The organism is Flavobacterium sp. (assembly GCF_024642105.1).
Classification (GTDB): domain Bacteria; phylum Bacteroidota; class Bacteroidia; order Flavobacteriales; family Flavobacteriaceae; genus Flavobacterium.
On sequence record NZ_JAHEBT010000055.1, the window covers coordinates 116,974 to 137,834 of the forward strand.

Sequence of the window (20,861 nt, forward strand, 5' to 3'; positions counted from 1 at the left end):
AAACTAAATAAAAATGCAACTACTAGACGGAAAAAAGACATCGGAAGATATCAAACAAGAAATTGCAGCTGAGGTTCAAAAAATGAAAGCCAATGGCGAGAAAGTGCCTCATTTAGCGGCAGTTTTGGTTGGGAATAATGGCGCGAGCTTGACGTATGTGGGCAGCAAAGTGCGTTCTTGTGAACAAATTGGTTTCGAATCGACTTTGGTGTCTTTGCCAGAAACGATTACCGAAAGCGAATTGTTAGCTAAGATTGCTGATTTGAATGAAGACGATAATTTGGACGGCTTTATTGTTCAATTGCCTTTGCCAAAGCATATTGACGAAGAAAAGATATTAATGGCGATTCACCCTGATAAAGATGTGGATGGTTTTCACCCAACAAATTTTGGTAAAATGGCCTTGGAAATGGAAACATTTTTACCGGCTACTCCGTTTGGAATTATGCAGTTGTTAGAACGTTACCAAGTAGAAACGGCTGGAAAACATACCGTAGTGATTGGAAGAAGCCATATTGTGGGTCGACCAATGAGTATTTTGATGAGCCGCAAAGGCTATCCTGGAGATTCTACCGTAACCTTGACGCATAGCAGAACTAAAAACATCGAAGAATTTACTAAGAATGCGGATATTATTATCACTGCTTTAGGCGTGCCTAATTATTTAAAAGCGGATATGGTAAAAGACGGTGTTGTTGTAATTGACGTAGGTATTACTAGAGTAGAAGATGCTTCACACCCAAAAGGCTATGTGATTACCGGTGATGTTGATTTTGATGAAGTAAGCAAGAAGTCTTCTTTTATTACGCCAGTTCCTGGAGGAGTAGGACCTATGACTATTGCGATGTTGTTGAAAAACACACTTTTAGCGAGACAAATTAGAGCTAGAAAATAAGAGTTCTTCCTAATGTAATTTATTTTATAGTATGTAATAGATTCCGAAATAAATTCGGAATGACAAAAAAGGCTGTTCTTGAGAACGGCTTTTTTTTTACAATAAATTCATTTTTTATTTGTTTGTTTAAAAAAATATATAACTTTGCAGTTCAAAGTACTTTATTTATGGATAAAAAACATCAAGAAGATTTATCACACATACGTTCTATGATGGAGCGTTCTTCGCGATTTATTTCGCTAAGTGGGCTGTCTGGAGTTTTTGCAGGTTTGACAGCATTATTGGGAGGAGTCTATGTTTATTTTCTATTCAAAGACAACGGAATTAACTATTTTGATGGACAGGCAAAATTGTATTCACTCGATTTTGTATTTGAATTATTGTATGTTGGAATTGTTATTTTATTTTTCGCTTTATTCTTTGGGATTGTCTTTACGATTAGAAAAAGTAAAAAATACGGTTTGCCTATTTGGACAAGTACAACTAAAAATATGTTATTTAATTTAGCGATTCCGCTTATTGTAGGCGGTGTTTTTTGTGTGGCACTCCTTGTTTATAAAATGTATGTTTTAATTGCTCCTGTAACATTGTTATTCTATGGTCTGGGGTTGATTAATGCTGAAAAATATACGTTTACCGATATTAAATATCTTGGTTTTTGTGAACTGATTTTGGGTTGTATTTCTCTTTTTTACCTTGGATACGGATTGCTTTTTTGGATTCTTGGTTTTGGGATATTGCATATTGTGTACGGATTACTCGTATTCAAAAAATATAAATAATCCATCCAATGGGAATTATTGATAAACTAAATAAAGATTTTGATAGTCGGGTACGATTGGGTATAATGTCTGTCTTGATGGTCAATGATTGGGTTGACTTTACCGAAATGAAGACGCTTCTCAATATTACAGATGGTAATTTGGCGAGTCATTCTACTTCATTGGAAAAGGCAGATTATATTGAAGTGAAGAAAGAATTTGTAGGTAAGAAACCTAAAACTTCGTACCGTGTTACTATTTTAGGAAGGCAGGCCTTCACTACCCATTTGAATCAGCTTGAAAAATTACTGAAATCTACTAATTAATTTTTTTGTCTAATTACTTTGAATAACAAAGTACTTTTAAATTTATAAATATGAAAAAACACCATTTTGTTCTAATCAGTAGTGTCGCTTTTATTCTGCTTTTTTTAAATCAGAATATTGGACTTAATTTAGCTTTATTTGGGCTAGTTTTAGTAAGTATGATTGTTTATTTTTTTAAGGAAAGAATGGGCAATTATCCCGAGCAAATTTTAGTTGTGACTTCTATTTTTTCCTGTCTAGCCTTTGCTTGGTATGGGGACTTTGTTTCCTTTTTAGCGGTTGCCTTATCCGTTTTATTTTTACAATTTAGGATTCAATCTCCTCAGTTACGAATAATTCAAGCGTTACCTATAATTCTGATCAATTCATTGGCTACGAGTGTTCGGTTTTTTCAGTTTTCAAAATGGCTTCCTGATGCCAAAATCAATACTAATTTGGTTAAAATAATCGTAGCTTATTGTATTATTCCCATGTCATTTGTCTCTCTTTTTTTTGTTGTATATTCTTTTGGGAGTGACCATTTCTCCTCTTTATGGTTCGATTACACATTAGATTTTAACCCGTATCAATTTATTTTTGTTGTGGTATTTGGGACCTATTTTTCGTTTAGTTTTTGGAATTATTGGGTACCTGAAATTTGTTTGGAAATGAATTCAAAATTGGATGATGAACTGAATAAAGATATTTCAGAAAACAATAAAAATTCATTTGCGTTACTTGATTCTGATTTTAAAAGAAGGAGTGGAGAGATTACCTTTTTGCTTTTGAATCTCATGTTGGTAGTGTTTTTAGTGACGTTCAATTACGAACAATTTTTTGAATCTATTGCAAGCTCTAAATTGAGTGCTGCTACCCACGAAAGGGTGAATGCAGTATTGTTCTCTATCTTCCTATCTATAGTGGTGGTTTTATTGTATTTTAAAGGACAATTTAATTTTGATTCCAAGGCTAAAAACATGAAGATGTTAGCTAAAACTTGGATGGTATTGAATGGATTTTTAATTGCCAGTACGCTTATCATTAACTCTGAATATATTGCCTTTTTTGGACTTACCTATAAACGATTAGGGGTGTATGTCTTTTTATTTTTAGCTGCGATGAGTTTGTTTTTTACTTTTAGAAAAATTACAAAACAAAAATCAAATGCCTATCTTTTTAATCAGATGATTTGGTATTGCTATGGAGTGATTTTACTTTGTAGTTTTGTTAATTGGGGGAATTTGATCACGGTCTATAATATTTCGTTTAATAAAGGGGTCGAGCCATTATTTTTGAGTGATTTGAATTTTAACGACAATGCACGTCGTCAATTTTTTATAGAAAATAAATTGGATGGAAAATATGTTGAAGAACTCCGAGAAGAGGAGATTCAACTGAGACAAAAAGATTCATTTTTATCTACGGCGTTGTACTATGAATTTTTAAAATAGGAATACTAAAAAAATCCCATTACTTATTAAAGGAATGGGATTTTGATTTACTATTTTATTAGTTTCTTTTAAATTTAGAATCATCCCTTCTTGGAAATTCTATTTTTCGTCTTGTAGGTTCTGATTTGGGCAAACTCGCTTCTTCGGTTTTACTCGATGGTGCAATCAGTTGGTTCAACTCTTTGATTTCAGCCTCGGTCAATTCGCGGTAGCGCCCCACAGGCACATCTAGTGAAATATTGATAATTCGGATGCGCTTCAAAGCGGTTACTTCATAGCCTAAATACTCACACATTCTACGAATTTGGCGATTCAAGCCTTGTGTCAAAATAATTTTGAAGGTGTATTTGCTGATTTGCTCTACTTTACATTTTCGGGTTACAGTTTCCAAAATAGGAACGCCATTTCCCATACGTTCAATAAAACGATCGGTAATTGGTCGGTTTACGGTTACGGTATATTCTTTTTCGTGATTGTTTCTGGCACGCAATATTTTGTTGACAATATCCCCGTCATTGGTCATGAAAATTAATCCCTCACTAGCTTTGTCTAAACGGCCAATTGGAAAAATACGTTTGGGATAGTTGATGTAATCGACAATGTTATCGCGAACGTCCAAATTAGTAGTGCATTCAATTCCTACCGGCTTATTGAAGGCCAAATAAATGGATTTCTCATTTTTTTCTACAATCAGTTTGCCGTCAATGCGTACTTCGTCTTCAGGAGCCACTTTAGTACCCATTTCAGGAACGATACCATTGATGGTCACTCTTCCTTCTTCGATGAGTTTGTCGGCTTCCCTGCGGGAGCAATAACCAGTTTCTCCAATGAATTTATTGAGGCGTTTTAGATTTGCGTCTGTATTTTCCAAATGATTAATGAAGTAAATAAATTATAAAAATGAACTTTTACATTTTGTCAAAGATACAAACTAGAAATGTTATTTAGAGCAGTATTACAATTCTAAAATAGAAAAGGTGTTTTATTCGTTTTCGGGCTTGTCGAGGGGGGCGATTTTCGGAATAAATGTTGATACGGAGTACTGAACCGCCACTTTTGCCAAACTAGTGTCAGCGATTCGTTGCTTTTATTGTTATTTCTGTACCAGGTTAATGCTTATATTCTGTGTAATTAATAAATGTTTTTCCATTGAAAAAGTATAAACCACTTTCTCTAGTCCCCACCCAAATAGTACCGTTATTATCTTCCAAAATTTCCCAAATCCAAGGATTGATTAGCCCATCTTTAAAATAGGTGAAAGTATTACCATCGTAACATCTAAGACCGTCGCTGGCACCAAACCAAAGATTTCCCTTTTGGTCTTCTATAATTCGAGTGACTTCGCTTGGCAAACCATCTTTTGTTGTAAAACTTGTAAATGTATTTCCATCATACCGATAGGCTCCACCCCAATTACTGAACCAAATATTACCGTTGCTGTCTTGCAATTGAGGCCATCCCCAATTATGAGGTTTTGGTTTTGGCCCATCTTGAAACAAATCCATTGGTTTGAGGTTGGTTACAGATTTTCCATCGTAACGAAAAACACCTTCATTGGTTCGTCCACCTAACCAAATGTTACCTTCTTTATCTTCTAATATACGTTCCACTCTATCGTTACTGGTCAAAAAGCCATTGCGGGCTTCATTCATTGGAAAATGTGTAAAGGATTTGCCATCGTAAATAAAGACACCATCAATTGTTACAAACCATAGTTTTCCTTCTTTTGCTTGTAACATATTGTACACCCAATGGGTTTGGTAGTAGTGGTTCTTATTAGGAGGCAGGTTTTTGGGTAAAGGAATCTGGATTTTGGAAAATGTCTTTCCATTGTAAAGACAAAGTCCCACTTCAGTTCCCACCCAAATTTTACCATCTTTATCTTCCAAAATACAATAAATTTTATTACAATCCAGTCCATCGTTTATTGTAAATTGGTTAAACGATTTTCCATCATACTTATAAAGCCCATTATCTGTTGTTCCGAACCAAAGGTTACCTGATTTGTCCTGCATAAAACGTGAAACATTGCAATTTTCCTTACTTTTAAAAACAGTTGGAAGTTCTTTGTCTTTTGGTAAGTCTTTTTTAACCGGGCTATTGCAGGCAGTCCCTAAAAGTAGTATTGTCAGGAAAGTAAATAATGATATTTGTAATATTTTTTTTTTCATTTGTCAAATAGTCTTGAGGTTTTGTTATCTTTTAGACGGTTTGGGTGTCGCTTCGCAATGACAGCTAATAAGCAACATTAAGTATAGTTATTTTTAATTAAAATCCCAACGAATACCTAAAGATACATTATTTAAATCTCCATTGTTTTTAAGTAGTTGATTCATATCGTATTTGAAATACAAACTAGTCGCGCGATAACCAATGTAGGTACTCAATCCATAATTGAAATTAGATACATTGAAATCTCCTTTTTGTTTTGTTTTTTCTGAATCACCATCCACTTCATAGCAAAGTAATTGCTTGGATTTAATTCGAACTCCAGCATATCCACCAATTCCTAAACGAATTGATTCGTGTGTTCTGAAATAGGATTTAGTGCCGTCTTTCGAATATTTTTTTGGCGTGAAATCGAATTCTAAATGAAAAGGTGCAGTGAAATAGACATTTCTTAATCGCGATTCTTCTAAATCAAAATTTGAAGTTACCAAATAGGTTTGATTTCCATTCTTTACAAAATAACGATTGTCTATTGGTCGCAAATTGTTATACATTACAGAAAAACCATATTTTGCATGTACTAAATTATGATTTTTAAATAGTCTGGTGTTATAAGTTAATCCCCATTCATAAAAATGAGATCCCCAAACTCTAAAATCTGAATTTTCCAAATTTCCATTTTCAGGAATGGCATTGTTTAATCCAAAAGCGAAAACAAATTGTGATGTGGTTCTTTTGGATTTGCGTTCGATTTTGTCTGTGTCAGAATCGTAAATTTTCAATGCAGGAACATCATAATATATAGTTTTGTGTTTTTTGGAATAGGTGTACACTTTTTTTCCATTTATAGTATCCAATTTCGGAATGTACTCTTTACTTCCGTTTTCAATTTTATTTTGGATTAAACTATCTAGTTTGGAATTGTAACGTTCTAAACTAAGTTCAATTTTTTTAGCTGTTTTTTCAGCCTCAGCTAGTTTTAATTCATTCAATTCTTCTAATGAAATTGTATTAGAAGTGTGCGCATTTTCAAGTGAATCAATAATGACTTTTAATTTATTTTTTTCTTTAGCCATAACATATTCCATTAATGTTGTAATATGTCCAACTTTTTTATTAAAAGATAATGGTTTTCTTTTTTTTAATTCTTCTTTTCTTTTCTCCATCTTTTTTGCTCGGTCAATAGTAGTTTGATTATTTTCTTGCGCGACTACTTTACTTAATAAGCTAACTACTAGTATAACAGTGTAAATTATAATTTTTTGCATGTTGTTTTGATATTTAATTAGTATTAGTTTTTGATTTACTCGAAATTTCTGTTGGCAATTACTGATTTAATTCGGTTATAGTTTTTGTTTAATTTGTCTAGTGTAGTTTCGCGATACACACTGTCTAATTCTTTTTCAACACCGCTAAGCAGTGCTGCAGCATTTATTTTTATTTTGTTTTTTGAAACAGTATTTCTGTTAGGATTGATTGTTTTTTGACCTGTTTCTATTTCATTTAAAAGTGCCTCCGGACTTATGTATTTGTAAGTTGTTGGTGGATTGGTTTTTGAATTAGTTGCTATTTCTTGAGCAACTATTTTTTGAACGGATTCCAATTTTTGGCTACTCTTTTCTTCAGAAATGATAGTTTTAGTATTGATTTTTTTTGACTCATTTTGAGTCAAAATCGGTGATTTTTTGTCGACTGCAATTGTTGCAATAGGTGTAGCTGTTACAAAATCATTTTTTGGTTCCATAACGGTTGCAACATGAATTGAATCGTTAATTTGAGTGCTAGATGTTTGGGTTGAAGTATAGAGAATCCCTAATCCTAAAAAGACTACTACTGCTGCGGCTACAGCCAACCATTTATAATTTGATTTTGATTTTTCTTTCTCAGTACTATTTAGCATCGCGTCTAATCGATCCCAACTAGCAGCGGAGGGCTGAATGGTTCTGTTATTCAATTTCTCTTTGATTTGATCCTCTATTTTATTTTGTTCCATTGAGTCTCTTTTTTAATTCAAATATTTGGTGTTGTAACAACTTGCGCGCCTGCGATAATTGGGATTTTGATGTTCCTTCACTTATTTTGAGCATTGTAGCTATTTCATGATGTTTAAATCCTTCAATGGCATATAAATTGAATACCATTTTATAGCCATCAGGTAAATTGTCAATTAAATATTGGATGTCATCTATTGAAAAATCTTCCATTTCATATGAAGATTCCTTTTCGCTTACTATAATGTTATCATTATTTTGATGAACGATATGATTTTTTTTTGCTCTTATAAAGTCAATGCATTCATAAATCATAATACGTCTAATCCAACCTTCAAAACTGCCTTTGTGTTCAAATTTTTTCAAATTGGCAAACACTTTCATGAAGCCAGTTAATAGAATGTCTTCGGCATGATGAACGTCACTGATATAATTTCTGCAAACCCCTAACATCTTTGGAGAAAATTGATCATAGATCTTTTTTTGAGCCTGCCGATTGTTAGCAATGGCTAAATCAATGATTTTTTTTTCTTCTTGATGTATTGGAATTACTTTCATTTACAATTTTCTAAATTATAATTCAATTTATAAATTAGTTGTTATAGTAATAGACGAGTATGGATAATAAAAGGTTGTATGCGGTCTACTATTTTTATTTTGAAAAGTAAAAATATTGAAAAAAGTATGGGTTTATTGTAAGATGAAGTCTACTATTTTTTTGTACACTTCTTTGTTTTGTAAACTATGTCCTAATCCTTTGGTGGTTTCTAAAACAGCCGCTTTCCAATGGTTAATTATTTTTTCGCCTTCTTTGTACAATACAATTTTATCTTCTACATCGTGAATTACAAATCCTTTGGCTGTGATGATAGACGCAAAATGTTTGGCTGAAAAATGTTCGACTTTGATTTGGAAGTAATCCCAATAATGTTGGTGTAAAAGCGCCACCATACGGCTATTCAAACTTAATAATTTGATGTAGTTTTCAAAGATGACTTTAAAATCAGAAGGAGCGCCTAACAATACCATTTTTTCAATAGTAGGGTTTTGGTACGTGGCTTGGTAGTATATGCTTGTTTTTCCGCCAATGGAATGTCCAATAATATAATTGGGTGTATATTTTTTAGCAACAATATCAATATAAGCAGCGTATTGGAACACATTAAATTCTTTGCCTTCCGAAAGTCCGTGAGCGGGTGCGTCAATGGCAATAATAGTATGGCCTGTTTCCACGAGATGCGGAATTAATTTTTTCCAACGCGCACTATTGCTTTCCCAACCGTGAATTAGAAAGATAATTTTTTCATCACCTTTCCAGAGATAGGTTTGGAAGAGTTGTCCGTTTTTGTCAAAAGTTTCTTTTTCGGCTTCTGCCAAAAAAGAAGGGAGGTTGGTTGCGTTTAGTTTTCCTTTTCGGGGCTGGCTAAAAAGCGAGTACGCAAGTAGTGTTGCTTTTTTTGGGGCTATAAAACACAGTAGGTTGATGTAGGCTCCGTAGGATTTGGTAGTAATAAAAAAAAGGAATCGTTTCATAATAAAAAAGTCCCGATGTGAATCGGGACTTAAAGTATTTAAAATTTAGAAAATAATTTTTCCATTTTTTCTCTTTCTTCTTCGGCTAACGTGCTGTCAACTAAAATTCTTCCAGAGTGTTCATCGGTGATGATTTTCTTTCTTGAAGCAATTTCCACTTGTGTTTGAGGTGGAATAGTAAAGAAAGAACCTGCAGAAGCTCCTCTTTCAATAGAAACAACTGCTAAGCCGTTACGTACACTACTTCTAATTCTTTTGTAAGCAGTCAATAAACGCTCTTCAATTTGTCCTTGGTACTCTTCTGATTTTTCAGACAAGAATTCTTCTTCTTTCTGAGTTTCAGCCATAATAGCATCCAATTCTGATTTTTTATGTTTCAAGTGCGCTGATTTCGCTTCTAATTTTTCTTTAGAGTTAGCGATTACTTCTTTTTTATGTTCAATAGAAGCTTTCATTTCTTTGATTTGCTTTTCAGCCAATTGAATTTCTAATTCTTGAAATTCAACTTCTTTAGTCAAAGAGTTGTATTCTCTGTTGTTACGAACGCTCTCTTGTTGTTTAGTGTATTTTTTGATCGCTTCTTTGTGCTCATCAATAGCATTTTTCTTTACTTTGATTTGCTCTTCGATTACTTCAAGTTCGCTTTTTAATTTTTCTGAACGAGTGCTTAAACCAGCTACTTCATCTTCTAAATCTTCTACTTCTAAAGGAAGTTCTCCTCTTACGTTTCTGATTTCGTCAATTCTAGAGTCAATTAATTGTAAATCGTAAATTGCTCTTAACTTGTCCTCGACACTTAATTCTTTTTTAGTCGCCATATTTTATAAGTACTTAACTGGATTTGTATTTTCTTCTGAAAAAATGATGGCAAAATTAAGGATTTTTTTTCTAAGAAAGTCAACAATATAATTTTTTGTATACCGTTCGCTTTCAAAATGTCCAATATCGGCCAAAAGTAATTGATTTTCGGCTTCATAAAACTGATGGTATTTCAAATCAGCAGTTAAAAAAGCATCGGCTCCTGCCTGAATCGCATTTTTAATAGCAAAACTTCCGGCTCCTCCCAAAACGGCTACTTTTTGAATTGGTTTTTGAAGCAATTGCGAATGTCGGATGCCGCCGGCTTGCATTGTATCTTTTACCCATACAAGAAATTCTTTCTCGTTCATGGGAGTTTCTAATTCGCCAATCATTCCCAAACCAATATTTTGATGTTGGTTTTTTAGGTCATAAATTTCGTAAGCCACTTCCTCGTAAGTATGACTTTGGAATAAAGCTTTTAAAATCTTAGTTTCAAGGTGTTTTTCAAACGTAACTTCGATTTTGATTTCGTCTCCTTGTACAAATTCAAAGCGTTCGCCAATTTCGGGATTGCTGTGTTCGTTGCCCATATAGGTCCCGATACCTTTCGAGTTGAAGCTGCAGTTGTCGTAATTGCCAATACTTCCAGCTCCTGCATTGAATAAAGCATTGCGAACTTCATCCGCATTTTCAGGTATAGTGTAGGTGACTAATTTGCGAATGTAATTTTCTTTTGGAATGAGGATTTTGGTATTTTTCAGTCCTAAGGCATTGCAGAATATTTTATTAACACCCTCAGGATGATTGTCTAAAGCGGTATGAACGGCATAGATGGCAATGTCGTTCTTAATGGCCTTGATAATGGCGCGCTCTACATAAGTTGCACCCGTAATTTTTTTCAACCCTGAGAATAGAATCGGGTGGAAGCAAACTACCAAATTGCAATTTTTAGTAATGGCTTCGTCGATAACGCTTTCTAAGGCATCGTGACACACTAAAATTCCAGTGGCATCGTTTTTTGGATTGCCTACTAAGAGTCCTACATTGTCAAAGTCTTCGGCATAGGCCAAAGGAGCCATTTCTTCGAGTATAGGGATTATATCTTTTATTTTCATTTAATTCATCTTAACGTAATTTAACAATAGCTTATCTTTTTATTGTGAGTTTTATTTTCGTTGAATGGTATTTTTGACTACCCAAATCCAATGAAAATGAAATTAAAAATAGCTTTTTTGTTCTTGTTTTTTCAAATTGGTTTTTCTCAATCCGAAAAATCGATTAAAGGTACAGTTTTATCGGATAATTTCCCAATGACAAAAGTAGATGTCGTAAATTTTAATTCCAAAAAAAGTACCCTTACTAATAATGAAGGTAAGTTTGTTCTAACTGGTAAACTTGGGGAAATTCTAATTTTTATTGCTAAGGGATTCGATTTAAAACGTGTTGTAATTGATGTGGATATGATGCTAAAGCAAGATAATTTAGTAGTTTTAGTAAAGAAGCCGGAAGAGCTGCAAGAGGTTCTGATTTTCAAAACACCCTCCATTCGCTTGAGTAAAGACCAACAATTTGAACAAAGTAAATTGGACGAATTAGCTATAGATAAGTTTCAAAAAACGCTTAAAAATCCTGGGGTTTATGATGGACAAACAACAGGATTGGATTTTTTTAAAATTGCCAATATGATAAGTAGATTATTTGCAAATGAAAAGAAAATTTTGAAAGTGGAATCGCCTACAATAGTATTTAAAGACCTAGTGAAAAACAATTTTAAATCTGATTTTTATAGTAAAACTTTGCATTTGAAAGAGGAAGAAGTAGCGCTTTTTCTCCAATTTTGTGATGCCGATCCAAAAGCTAGATTACTAGAAAAAAGTAATAATCAATTGGCGCTGTTGGATTTTTTGCTTCTAAAACGCGATGAGTTTAAAAAATTATAAGTTGGCTGTATTGTGCTTATTTTCCTGTTTCTCATGAAATTAAAAAGTACGGCTATTTTTGTATATTTGTAATTCAAAAATCAATAATTATGACTACAATAACCATTAAAATCAACGAACGCACTAAGGCAGGTAAAGCTTTTATGGCGATGTCTGAATCTTTTTTTAAAGGGGTAAAAGGAATTGAAATTATTGAAACGGATTCTAATAAAATTGAGGAAAGTCCCTATGATCCTGAATTTGTTGCAATGGTAAAAAAAGCTCAAAAAAGTAAAAACAGAACAATAGTAGATCCGAATGATATATGGGGAAGTTTAGGGTTGAAATAACAGATTTAGCAAAGAAGCAAATTGCTAAACATTTAAAGTCTGGCAATCAAACTAGTATCAAAAAAATAGCAATAATTTTAAATGAATTATCTGAAACTCCCTATTCGGGGGTTGGCAAACCCGAAGCTTTAAAATCCAATTTATCTGGGTTTTGGTCTAGGCAAATCAACTCAAAAGACCGATTAATTTATACTGTTAATGATGATTTGGTTGTTGTCGATGTTATTTCTGCAATGGGTCATTATTCTGATAAATAAATTCTATGAATCTTCTCCGAAAAATACTATTCCCTTTCGCTATTCTGTATGGTTTCATCACGAGTATTCGCAATTTTTTGTTTGACAAAGGTATCTTAGCATCGTATTCGTTTGAACTTCCTATTATTGTCGTGGGGAATTTGAGTGTGGGCGGAACAGGTAAAACACCACAGATAGAATATTTGATTCGGTTACTTTCTGAACGTTACACAATAGCTACTTTGAGTAGAGGGTATAAAAGAAAATCGAAAGGATTTGTTTTGGCTAATGCCAATGCCACAGCTGAAACCTTAGGCGATGAGCCGTATCAATTTTACCAAAAATTTCCATCAATTCAAGTAGCAGTAGATGCCGATAGGAAAAATGGTATTGAGCAGTTATTGGCACAAAGCCATCCGCCTCAAGTTATCTTGTTAGATGATGCTTTTCAACACCGCAAAGTCAAAGCGGGGTTTTATATTTTACTTACAGCTTACGATGATTTTTTTGCAGATGATTTTCTATTGCCTACGGGTAATTTAAGAGAATCAAGAAGTGGCGCTCAAAGAGCAGATGCGATTGTAGTAACCAAATGCCCTGCAACACTTTCTGAAGAACAAAAATATCTAATTAAGCAGAAAATAAAGCAATATGCTAAAGCCCCTGTTTATTTTAGCAGTATAGTTTATGATGATTTTGTGTTTTCAAAAACAGCTTCTGTTCCAGTGACAACTATTCAGCAAACAGCTTGTGTTCTCGTAGCAGGAATTGCAAAACCAAGTTCCTTTTTTAATTATTTAAAAAACTCGGAATCTATTTGTTTGACCTATCCCGATCATCATCATTTTACGGAAAGTGATATTCAACAAATTAAACAACAAACAGGTGATAAAATGCTGGTGACTACTGAAAAAGATTATGTTCGTTTGAAAGATTCGGAGTTGAAAGATCAATTGTATTATTTGCCCATTCGCACTTCGTTTATGGTTGATTCAAATGAATTTGATGCAACAGTATTGGACTATTTGAAAAAATAAATTATACTGACTGATTGTTGGTATACAAAATCAAATCAATCAATCGGGAAGAATAGCCAATTTCATTGTCATACCAACCTACTACTTTTACCATTTTGTCAATCACAGAGGTGAGTTGTGCGTCAAAAACACACGAATGGGTATTACCAATTACATCTACAGAAACGATCGGATCTTCGGTATAGGCTACTATTCCTTTTAGATTAGTTTGTGATGCCAATTGGAAAGCCGCATTGATTTCTTCAATAGTTATCGCTCGTTTTACATTAAAGGTAATGTCGGTTAAAGAGCCGTCAGGAACGGGAACACGAATGCCACAACCTCCCATTTTATTTTCTAAATGCGTGAAAATTTTAGTCAAGGCTTTAGCTGCTCCAGTTGTGGTTGGTACTATAGATTGACTGGCGCCACGCGCGCGGCGTAAGTCTTTATGAGGTTGGTCGTGTAGACTTTGGTCGGTGGTAAATGAGTGAATAGTTGTGATGTACGCTTGTTCGATTCCGCACAATTGGTCAATGATTTGAATCATCGGTGCCGCATTGTTGGTCGTGCAACTCGCGTTAGAAATGATGGTTTCGCTTCCGTCAAGTATCGATTCATTTACTCCTAAAACTACTGTTTTTATACTGTCTACTTCAGAGGGCGCGGATAGAATTACTTTTTTGGCTCCAGCCAAAATATGGGCGTTGAGTTCGTCAAATGTCTTGTATTTTCCGGTTGATTCAATAACATAGTCAATGTGGAGACTTTTCCAATCCAAATTAGCAATGCTTTTTTTATGGGAGAAAAGAATGTGCTTGCCGTTGACTATAATTCCGGTATCATTTGAGCTGACTTCAAAGGGTAAAACCCCATGAATGCTATCGTATTTTACCAAATGTGCCATCGTTTTTGTATCGGCAATGTCATTGATGGCAACCACTTCTATTTGAGGATGATTAAAGAGCAATCGAAAAAGATTTCGACCAATTCTTCCAAAACCATTGATAGCAATTCTAATTTTCAAAGTATAAGTATATCGTTTAAAGAATATGTTTTTGTGCCTTGTACGAAGAGCGAACTAAAGCGCCACTTTCTACATGACGGAAACCCAATTCCAATCCGTATTTTTCGTATTTTTCGAATTGTTCTGGCGTGATGTATTCTTTTACCGGTAAATGTTTTTTACTTGGTTGCAGGTATTGACCAATGGTCACCACATCTACATTGGCAGCGCGTAAGTCACGAAGTGTTTGCAATACTTCTTCCTCTTCTTCGCCTAAACCAAGCATAATACCTGATTTGGTTCTGTTGATTCCTTTTTCTTTTAAATAACGTAATACTTCCATACTACGATCGTATTTGGCTTGTATGCGCACTTCACGAGTTAAGCGGCGTACAGTTTCAATATTATGCGAAACTACTTCAGGGTTGGCTTCTACGATGCGGTCTAAGTTTCTTTCGATGCCTTGAAAATCTGGAATTAAGGTTTCTAAGGTCGTGTTCGGATTCATTCTTCGGATGGCTTTTACTGTTTCTATCCAAATGATAGATCCCCCATCTTTTAAATCATCTCGATCCACACTAGTAATTACGGCATGCTTGATGTTCATAATTTTAATAGAACGGGCTACTTTTTCAGGCTCGTCCCAATCGACTGTTTCTGGACGGCCTGTTTTTACCCCGCAGAAACCACAAGAACGCGTACAAACATTACCTAAAATCATAAAGGTTGCAGTACCTTCTCCCCAGCATTCGCCCATATTGGGACAACTTCCGGAGGTGCAAATAGTGTTCAGGCTGTATTTGTCTACTAAACCTCTCAATTCCGTGTATTTTTGACCAATAGGTAATTTTACACGCAACCATTTGGGCTTAGACGTAGGTAATTTATTTTCTAAAACAGTTTCCATACAATCAATTTTTCGGTTACAAATATAAGGAATGTAGTTGAGTTGAATGTCCTTATTTTGGATTAACAAAAGTTAAAAAATAGTGTTAGTATTATTTTCCTTTTTGAATGATTTCGGCCAATAATTTTTTGGCTCTCAAAATTTTAATTTTCACATTGCTGAGTGGTTCGTCAATTTTGTTGGCTATTTCTTGATAACTCATTTCTTGAAAATACCGCATTTGAATCACTTCTTGGTAATGCGGTTTCAATTCTTTGATGAATTTCAATAATTGCGAAAGGTTTTGTTCTGTGATTAATTTGTCTTCTACAGAAGGCGTCGTGTCGGCTACATTGTGTGCTTTTTGGTCTTCGTCTTCGGTAATTTCAACAAAGAGACTTGATTTTCTTTTTCGCAATAAATCGATATGTCCGTTTTTGGCGATAGCAATCAACCACGTATTGAACTGAAATTCGTTATTATAGGTGCTGATTTTGTCGAAAGCCTTAGAGAAGGTTTCGATGGTGATGTCTTCAGCATCCGTTTCATTTTCAGTACGAATTAGCATAAAGGCAAAAACTTCATTCCAATAATAATCCAATAGAAAAGTAAAGGCAGTTTGATCGCCTTGTTTTGCTTTTTCTATTTGTTGGGTTATTTCCAATGGATTGGTTTTGAGAATAAATTGGTAAAATACGCATTCACTTGCGTAAAGATAAGCACAATTTCAACGACAGGGAACCACAATTTAATATCGTTTTCTTTTAATTTTCCAGCTGCAAATCCAACTACAGTCCAAGCCACCAAATAACGCACCACAAAAATGCTTAAAACGATAATCCACTCCAATTGAAATGCTAACAAAATAGCTGCCATTAAGATAAATAACAATTGGGAACCGTAAAAAATCCCTAATCGCAATTGGTCTATTGATTTAAAGTAATTAGCAGTGGCAATTTGCCTTCTTTTTTGATTGAAAAAGGCAGAAAAAGTAGTCTTTGGTTTCGAATAAGAAAAACTTTCAGGAGTATAGGCAATAGTGGTATTTTTACCGTTTGCCGCTTGATTGATGAATAATTCATCGTCGCCTGTACGTATTTGCATGTGGTCTATAAAACCGTTTACATTAAAAAATTCTTCCTTTTTGTAGGCCATATTACGGCCCACACCCATATAGGGATGTCCTAATTTTGCCCAAGAAAAATATTGAATGGTGTTCAATACATTTTCAAAACGGATAATTTTATTTAAGAATGAGTTGGCTATTTTTTCATATTTACCATAGCCTAATACGATTGTTTTTTGCATGGTAAATTGCGAACTCATAGCGGTAATCCAATCTTTTGATGTAGGATAACAGTCGGCATCAGTGAAAAGAAGGTATTCTTTTTTGGCTGCTTTAATTCCTAAAGTCAAGGCGTATTTTTTGTTGCCCCAAAAGGCTTCGTTATTCTCTACTTTTACTAAACGAACATTAGGGTATTGCTTTTCAAATTGTTCGAAAATTTCTAATGTATTGTCGCCCGAAGCATCGTCAATCAAAACGATTTCAAAATCAGGGTAATTTTGTTCGGCTAAAAGCGGAATGTAATTGGCTACATTTTCTTCTTCATTTTTGGCACAAACGATTACCGAAATAGGAATTCTTTTGGGTGTAATTTTTTGTGCTTTTGCAAAAGCAAATTTTCCAAAAACGCCTAAATAGTAAACCAATTGAATAGCAGCTAAGGCAATAAAAATGTACAGCAGTATAAGCATGGGGAAATTGTCTTTTAAAATCGAGTGCAAAGGTATGAATACAATTGTAAAATTTAAAAGTATAAATAGTATTTTTTGAAAGCTATTTTACCTTTTAATTGGTTAACTTCAATAGAAACGTTAGTTGTTAGATCACATTGACTTCCGCTTCGATATGAATGCCGAAAGTACTAAAAACAGTGTCTTGAATATTTTTTGAAACGGCCAAAATTTCTTGTCCAGTAGCATTTCCATAATTGACTAAGACCAATGCTTGGTTTTTATGCACGCCAGCATCGCCAAAACGTTTGCCTTTGAAACCCGCTTGTTCAATTAACCAGCCTGCAGGTACTTTGACTTCGGTGGCTGAAACTTCGAAGTATTTCATGTCAGGAAATTGTTGGTGAATTTTCTCAAAATCTGATTTTGGAACAATTGGATTTTTAAAGAAGCTACCGCTATTCCCTAATTCTTTTGGGTCGGGTAATTTACTTTGACGAATGGCAATTACGGCATTGCTAACGTCTTTTAGACTAGGGTTTTTGATGTTTTTTTTCTCCAATTCGCCTAAAATATCACCATAGGAAGTGTTGATTTTGTGATGGCGTTTGGTCAATTTAAAAACTACAGAGGTGATGATGTATTGGTCTTTGACTTCATTTTTGAAAATGCTTTCTCGGTAACCAAAATGACATTCCTCATTCTGAAACGTTCTCATTTCTTGATTGGCAATAGCGATTGCTTGGCAAGAAATAAAATTGTCTTTGATTTCGGCACCATAAGCACCAATGTTTTGCACTGGAGTAGTTCCTACGTTACCAGGAATCAGCGACATGTTTTCTAATCCGCCAAAATTTTGATCAATAGTCCAAAGTACAAATTCGTGCCAGTTTTCGCCTGCCTGACTTTCTACCCATACAAAATCATCATCTTCTTCAATGATTTTTTTGCCTTTCAAATCGATATGAATGACTAAAGCATCAATGTCTTGGGTCAAAAGCATATTGCTTCCGCCTCCTAGAATAAATTTTTTCTCTGTTGGGTTTTCAACTAAGACGGTTTTCAACTCTGCTAACGAATGTACCGCGGTGAATTTTTTTGCCTTGGCTTCAATGCCAAAAGTATTGTAGTTTTTTAGAGAAAAATTAGATTGTAGCGTCATGGAATAAAATGCTTTTTGAAAGTTCAAAAATACGAATTAAAATTCGTCAGTAGTTACCGCGCGATTGATAAAATCGTTCAAAGGTTTTAAAGCGATTAATTTTTTGGACATTGTAGCGACAAAATCTTTTTTCAAGACTTCTGAAATGTCGAATTTTTGACTGGCTTCAAAACTTTTTAATTTTAAAAACTCAATAGCGGGATGGTCTTTTTCGTATCCACGAGGCGGATTTTTTAACACACTGGATTCATTTCGGTCAAAATCACCAAACTCTTTTTTGAAATTTTTCTCTTGCAGGATGGCCTCTAAATCGTCGTAAAAAAAGGCAATTTCTTTACGGACTTTTTTTAAATCCTCGGATTCAGGGCAATAAAATCCACCCGCAATAAAGCTTTTGTTTCTTTCGATATGAACGTAGTAACCGGAACGATTGTTCCCTTTGCTACCTGAAGAAAGCCAAACTCCAACATGTGATTTATAAGGTGTTTTGTCTTTTGAAAAACGAATGTCCCGATTGATTCTAAACGTACAATTTTTAACTTCCAATAGCTCGAGTGAAGGATCTAGAGGTTTCATGACATCCAGAAAATTGCCTACTAATTGTTGGTAGTCTTTTTTGAATGTCTCGTATCTTTTTTTGTTTTCTAAAAACCATTCTCTATTGTTGTTGGCTTTTAAATCATCTAAAAATTGTAGGCTGTCTTTGGATAACATAGAGTGTTCTTTAGAATTGTTTTTTCAAATCAGTTTCGCTGATGTAACCGGAATGTTGCCATTTTAGTTGCTTGTTTTCATACAATAACAAAGTCGGCAGTTCGCTTATTTTCATTTCTGAAAGTAGGCTTTTATTTTGATCAGCATCTAGACGAATAATAATCATTTTATCTCCTAATTCTTTTTGCATTTTCAATAAATAAGGCGTCATTTTTTTACAAGGGGCACACCATTCGGCATAAAAATCAATGAGTACTTTTTTATCCGAATTCAACAAGTCGGCATATTCTTTTTGTGTGATGCCTATTCTTTTTTCGTCGGGTTTAGATAAGCCTTCAGATGTCCATTTAAGAATTCCGCCTTCCATTTCAATGATAGTTGTGAAACCTAATTCCGCAAGTTTTTCGGCTGCAAGATGGCTTCTTCTTCCACTTTTGCAATACACAAAAACAGGTTTTGACTTATCGTATTTCGAAGTATTGGCTACAAAATCAGGGCTTAGCCAATTCACGTTTTGGGCGTTTTGTAAATGTTCTGAAGCGTATTCTTCTGGAGTTCTTACGTCTAAAATTTGAGCATTTGGCGTAGCTGCTATTTCTTTTTTAAATGCAACAGGGTCGATTAGTTTGCTGTTTTTTTGAGTTTGTCCGTTGCAAGAAGTTAATGCAAAAACAAGTAGTGCTAGTGCTATTTTTTGTAGTTTCATAATCAAGTTGTTTTACTAATGTGATACGCTAATTTATGTAAATTTTTCCTCAGATACTTTGATGAGCATCTTAAATAAAAGTTATAAATTGAAAATTTTGTAGCTCTGATGCGTTGATTTAACGATGGTTTCTGTTCGTTCAGGGTGAGTATCAGAAATAAAGAGTTGTCCAAAAGTATCACTATTAACCATTTCTACAATTTTAGCTACGCGACTTTCATCTAATTTGTCAAAAATATCATCAAAAAGTAAGATAGGTTTCACGCCACTTTGTTTTTTTAAGAATTCAAATTGGGCTAATTTTAAGGCGATCAAAAACGATTTTTGCTGGCCTTGGGAACCAAATTTTTTGATTGGGTGTGCATCGATTTCAAACGATAAATCGTCTTTGTGAATCCCAACACTAGTATATTGTAAAGCACGATCTTTATTGATATTTTCTTGTAAGAGTGTTGCCAAATCCTTTTCAAATAAATGACTCTCATACACGAGTTGAACCGTTTCTTGAGAATCGGTTATAGCTTGGTGGTGTTTGTTGAAAATTGGAATAAACTCTTCGATAAACGACTTTCGTTTTTCGAAAATAGATTGCGCAAACCCGTTGAGTTGTTCATTATATATGGATAAAGTATCGTTGTCAAAGACGTGATTCAAGGCGAAGTACTTCAACAAAGCATTGCGCTGGCTGATTACTTTTTGGTATTGAATGAGCTGTTGCAAATAAAGCGCGTCCAATTGTGAAATGACGCTGTCCATGAACTTGCGACGCGTTTCGCTTCCTTCGATGATTAAATCCCTGTCGGCTGGCGAAATAATCACTAAGGGAACAAAACCAATGTGGTCTGAAAACTTGTCGTAAACTTTTCCGTTGCGTTTTAAGATTTTCTTTTGTCCTTTTTTCAGGCTGCAAACAATTTGTTCGGCACGATTTTCTTTTTCCAATTCGGCATCAATGACAAAAAACTCTTCGCCGTGTTTAATATTTTGTACAGCAAGTGGATTGAAATAGCTTTTTCCGTATGATAGATGGTAAATCGCATCGAGTACATTGGTTTTTCCGATTCCGTTTTTTCCAACAAAACAATTGATTTTGGTGTCAAACTCGAAATTAGCTTCAGAAAAGTTCTTGTAATTGAATAATGAAATCTTTTTTAAATACATTTTTTGTCTTGCTGGAATGAAGAATGGGGCTTTATTAGAGCGCTTTTTCAAACTGCCCGCAA

The 20,861-nt window shown here is 34.3% G+C and carries 24 protein-coding genes; 8 read left to right on the top strand and 16 right to left on the bottom strand.

Annotated elements, in window-relative coordinates:
- Positions 1 to 13 precede the first annotated feature (13 nt).
- From Q0L65_RS11590 to Q0L65_RS11605, 4 genes are all read left to right on the top strand, one after another.
- Positions 14 to 895 (top strand): tetrahydrofolate dehydrogenase/cyclohydrolase catalytic domain-containing protein, encoded by an 882-nt coding sequence (locus Q0L65_RS11590; protein ID WP_296686506.1) that lies wholly within the window; start codon positions 14 to 16, stop codon positions 893 to 895.
- A gap of 167 nt (positions 896 to 1,062) precedes the next feature.
- Entirely contained in the window at positions 1,063 to 1,677 is a 615-nt protein-coding gene (locus Q0L65_RS11595; protein WP_296686509.1) for a hypothetical protein, read from the top strand.
- Positions 1,678 to 1,685: 8 nt separating this feature from the next.
- A complete protein-coding gene (locus Q0L65_RS11600) occupies positions 1,686 to 1,982 on the top strand; it encodes a transcriptional regulator (protein WP_296686510.1) in 297 nt (98 codons plus the stop codon).
- Positions 1,983 to 2,032: 50 nt separating this feature from the next.
- Positions 2,033 to 3,412, top strand: coding sequence for a DUF4153 domain-containing protein (locus Q0L65_RS11605; RefSeq protein ID WP_296686511.1), 1,380 nt, complete (start codon positions 2,033 to 2,035; stop codon positions 3,410 to 3,412).
- A 58-nt stretch (positions 3,413 to 3,470) separates the two neighbouring features.
- Here Q0L65_RS11605 and rluF read toward each other — a convergent pair whose 3' ends face one another.
- From rluF to Q0L65_RS11645, 8 genes are all read right to left on the bottom strand, one after another.
- A complete protein-coding gene (gene rluF / locus Q0L65_RS11610) occupies positions 3,471 to 4,283 on the bottom strand; it encodes a 23S rRNA pseudouridine(2604) synthase RluF (protein ID WP_296686514.1) in 813 nt (270 codons plus the stop codon).
- A gap of 238 nt (positions 4,284 to 4,521) precedes the next feature.
- Entirely contained in the window at positions 4,522 to 5,583 is a 1,062-nt protein-coding gene (locus Q0L65_RS11615; protein WP_296686515.1) for a two-component regulator propeller domain-containing protein, read from the bottom strand.
- Between the two features lie 93 nt (positions 5,584 to 5,676).
- A complete protein-coding gene (locus Q0L65_RS11620) occupies positions 5,677 to 6,849 on the bottom strand; it encodes a hypothetical protein (RefSeq protein ID WP_296686517.1) in 1,173 nt (390 codons plus the stop codon).
- Between the two features lie 35 nt (positions 6,850 to 6,884).
- Complete coding sequence (locus Q0L65_RS11625; RefSeq protein WP_296686518.1) at positions 6,885 to 7,574, bottom strand: hypothetical protein; 690 nt, start codon at positions 7,572 to 7,574, stop codon at positions 6,885 to 6,887.
- Positions 7,561 to 8,130 (bottom strand): RNA polymerase sigma factor, encoded by a 570-nt coding sequence (locus Q0L65_RS11630; RefSeq protein WP_296686520.1) that lies wholly within the window; start codon positions 8,128 to 8,130, stop codon positions 7,561 to 7,563. Before Q0L65_RS11630 ends, Q0L65_RS11625 begins: the two co-directional genes overlap by 14 nt.
- A gap of 132 nt (positions 8,131 to 8,262) precedes the next feature.
- Positions 8,263 to 9,105 (bottom strand): alpha/beta fold hydrolase, encoded by an 843-nt coding sequence (locus Q0L65_RS11635; RefSeq protein WP_296686523.1) that lies wholly within the window; start codon positions 9,103 to 9,105, stop codon positions 8,263 to 8,265.
- A gap of 38 nt (positions 9,106 to 9,143) precedes the next feature.
- Entirely contained in the window at positions 9,144 to 9,923 is a 780-nt protein-coding gene (locus Q0L65_RS11640) for a C4-type zinc ribbon domain-containing protein (protein WP_296686526.1), read from the bottom strand.
- 3 nt (positions 9,924 to 9,926) lie between these two features.
- On the bottom strand, positions 9,927 to 11,021 hold the full coding sequence (locus tag Q0L65_RS11645; RefSeq protein ID WP_296686529.1) for a Nif3-like dinuclear metal center hexameric protein: 1,095 nt from the start codon (positions 11,019 to 11,021) through the stop codon (positions 9,927 to 9,929).
- A gap of 96 nt (positions 11,022 to 11,117) precedes the next feature.
- Between Q0L65_RS11645 and Q0L65_RS11650 the strand changes: the two genes are divergently transcribed.
- From Q0L65_RS11650 to lpxK, 4 genes are all read left to right on the top strand, one after another.
- Positions 11,118 to 11,846, top strand: a complete 729-nt coding sequence (locus Q0L65_RS11650; RefSeq protein ID WP_296686532.1) for a hypothetical protein — start codon at positions 11,118 to 11,120, stop codon at positions 11,844 to 11,846.
- Between the two features lie 89 nt (positions 11,847 to 11,935).
- Positions 11,936 to 12,175, top strand: a complete 240-nt coding sequence (locus Q0L65_RS11655) for a DUF2683 family protein (RefSeq protein ID WP_296686535.1) — start codon at positions 11,936 to 11,938, stop codon at positions 12,173 to 12,175.
- A complete protein-coding gene (locus Q0L65_RS11660; protein ID WP_296686537.1) occupies positions 12,151 to 12,432 on the top strand; it encodes a Txe/YoeB family addiction module toxin in 282 nt (93 codons plus the stop codon). The genes Q0L65_RS11655 and Q0L65_RS11660 overlap by 25 nt, the downstream gene beginning before the upstream one ends.
- 5 nt (positions 12,433 to 12,437) lie before the next feature.
- A complete protein-coding gene (lpxK, locus tag Q0L65_RS11665; protein ID WP_296686539.1) occupies positions 12,438 to 13,448 on the top strand; it encodes a tetraacyldisaccharide 4'-kinase in 1,011 nt (336 codons plus the stop codon).
- Between the two features lies 1 nt (position 13,449).
- On the opposite strand, the gene gap is transcribed toward lpxK, so the two are convergent.
- The 8 genes from gap to Q0L65_RS11705 all read right to left on the bottom strand — a co-directional run bounded on the left by gap (position 13,450) and on the right by Q0L65_RS11705 (position 20,799).
- Positions 13,450 to 14,454 (bottom strand): type I glyceraldehyde-3-phosphate dehydrogenase, encoded by a 1,005-nt coding sequence (gene gap, locus Q0L65_RS11670; protein ID WP_296686542.1) that lies wholly within the window; start codon positions 14,452 to 14,454, stop codon positions 13,450 to 13,452.
- A gap of 16 nt (positions 14,455 to 14,470) precedes the next feature.
- Positions 14,471 to 15,340, bottom strand: a complete 870-nt coding sequence (gene lipA, locus Q0L65_RS11675; RefSeq protein ID WP_296686543.1) for a lipoyl synthase — start codon at positions 15,338 to 15,340, stop codon at positions 14,471 to 14,473.
- A 91-nt stretch (positions 15,341 to 15,431) separates the two neighbouring features.
- Positions 15,432 to 15,983 (bottom strand): sigma-70 family RNA polymerase sigma factor, encoded by a 552-nt coding sequence (locus tag Q0L65_RS11680; RefSeq protein WP_296686545.1) that lies wholly within the window; start codon positions 15,981 to 15,983, stop codon positions 15,432 to 15,434.
- On the bottom strand, positions 15,974 to 17,077 hold the full coding sequence (locus Q0L65_RS11685; RefSeq protein WP_296686547.1) for a glycosyltransferase: 1,104 nt from the start codon (positions 17,075 to 17,077) through the stop codon (positions 15,974 to 15,976). Before Q0L65_RS11685 ends, Q0L65_RS11680 begins: the two co-directional genes overlap by 10 nt.
- Before the next feature lie 127 nt (positions 17,078 to 17,204).
- The gene (gene murB, locus Q0L65_RS11690) at positions 17,205 to 18,218 is read right to left on the bottom strand and encodes a UDP-N-acetylmuramate dehydrogenase (protein ID WP_296686923.1); all 1,014 of its coding nucleotides are present in this window, start codon (positions 18,216 to 18,218) and stop codon (positions 17,205 to 17,207) included.
- Between the two features lie 36 nt (positions 18,219 to 18,254).
- Positions 18,255 to 18,932: a DUF2461 domain-containing protein gene (locus tag Q0L65_RS11695; protein ID WP_296686548.1), complete on the bottom strand. Its 678-nt coding sequence runs from the start codon at positions 18,930 to 18,932 to the stop codon at positions 18,255 to 18,257.
- 10 nt (positions 18,933 to 18,942) lie between these two features.
- Complete coding sequence (locus tag Q0L65_RS11700; RefSeq protein ID WP_296686550.1) at positions 18,943 to 19,638, bottom strand: thioredoxin domain-containing protein; 696 nt, start codon at positions 19,636 to 19,638, stop codon at positions 18,943 to 18,945.
- A gap of 81 nt (positions 19,639 to 19,719) precedes the next feature.
- Positions 19,720 to 20,799: a DNA replication/repair protein RecF gene (locus Q0L65_RS11705; RefSeq protein WP_296686552.1), complete on the bottom strand. Its 1,080-nt coding sequence runs from the start codon at positions 20,797 to 20,799 to the stop codon at positions 19,720 to 19,722.
- Between the last annotated feature and the right edge of the window lie 62 nt (positions 20,800 to 20,861).

Excerpts from the sequence above, each read along its gene's own strand:
- Q0L65_RS11590 (WP_296686506.1), top strand. The coding sequence starts at position 14 with ATGCAACTACTAGACGGAAAAAAGACATCGGAAGATATCAAACAAGAA.
- Q0L65_RS11595 (WP_296686509.1), top strand. The coding sequence starts at position 1,063 with ATGGATAAAAAACATCAAGAAGATTTATCACACATACGTTCTATGATG.
- Q0L65_RS11600 (WP_296686510.1), top strand. The coding sequence starts at position 1,686 with ATGGGAATTATTGATAAACTAAATAAAGATTTTGATAGTCGGGTACGA.
- Q0L65_RS11605 (WP_296686511.1), top strand. The coding sequence starts at position 2,033 with ATGAAAAAACACCATTTTGTTCTAATCAGTAGTGTCGCTTTTATTCTG.
- Q0L65_RS11615 (WP_296686515.1), bottom strand. The coding sequence starts at position 5,583 with ATGAAAAAAAAAATATTACAAATATCATTATTTACTTTCCTGACAATA.
- Q0L65_RS11620 (WP_296686517.1), bottom strand. The coding sequence starts at position 6,849 with ATGCAAAAAATTATAATTTACACTGTTATACTAGTAGTTAGCTTATTA.
- Q0L65_RS11625 (WP_296686518.1), bottom strand. The coding sequence starts at position 7,574 with ATGGAACAAAATAAAATAGAGGATCAAATCAAAGAGAAATTGAATAAC.
- Q0L65_RS11630 (WP_296686520.1), bottom strand. The coding sequence starts at position 8,130 with ATGAAAGTAATTCCAATACATCAAGAAGAAAAAAAAATCATTGATTTA.
- Q0L65_RS11635 (WP_296686523.1), bottom strand. The coding sequence starts at position 9,105 with ATGAAACGATTCCTTTTTTTTATTACTACCAAATCCTACGGAGCCTAC.
- Q0L65_RS11640 (WP_296686526.1), bottom strand. The coding sequence starts at position 9,923 with ATGGCGACTAAAAAAGAATTAAGTGTCGAGGACAAGTTAAGAGCAATT.
- Q0L65_RS11645 (WP_296686529.1), bottom strand. The coding sequence starts at position 11,021 with ATGAAAATAAAAGATATAATCCCTATACTCGAAGAAATGGCTCCTTTG.
- Q0L65_RS11650 (WP_296686532.1), top strand. The coding sequence starts at position 11,118 with ATGAAATTAAAAATAGCTTTTTTGTTCTTGTTTTTTCAAATTGGTTTT.
- Q0L65_RS11655 (WP_296686535.1), top strand. The coding sequence starts at position 11,936 with ATGACTACAATAACCATTAAAATCAACGAACGCACTAAGGCAGGTAAA.
- Q0L65_RS11660 (WP_296686537.1), top strand. The coding sequence starts at position 12,151 with ATGGGGAAGTTTAGGGTTGAAATAACAGATTTAGCAAAGAAGCAAATT.
- lpxK (WP_296686539.1), top strand. The coding sequence starts at position 12,438 with ATGAATCTTCTCCGAAAAATACTATTCCCTTTCGCTATTCTGTATGGT.
- lipA (WP_296686543.1), bottom strand. The coding sequence starts at position 15,340 with ATGGAAACTGTTTTAGAAAATAAATTACCTACGTCTAAGCCCAAATGG.
- Q0L65_RS11685 (WP_296686547.1), bottom strand. The coding sequence starts at position 17,077 with ATGCTTATACTGCTGTACATTTTTATTGCCTTAGCTGCTATTCAATTG.
- murB (WP_296686923.1), bottom strand. The coding sequence starts at position 18,218 with ATGACGCTACAATCTAATTTTTCTCTAAAAAACTACAATACTTTTGGC.
- Q0L65_RS11695 (WP_296686548.1), bottom strand. The coding sequence starts at position 18,932 with ATGTTATCCAAAGACAGCCTACAATTTTTAGATGATTTAAAAGCCAAC.
- Q0L65_RS11700 (WP_296686550.1), bottom strand. The coding sequence starts at position 19,638 with ATGAAACTACAAAAAATAGCACTAGCACTACTTGTTTTTGCATTAACT.
- Q0L65_RS11705 (WP_296686552.1), bottom strand. The coding sequence starts at position 20,799 with ATGTATTTAAAAAAGATTTCATTATTCAATTACAAGAACTTTTCTGAA.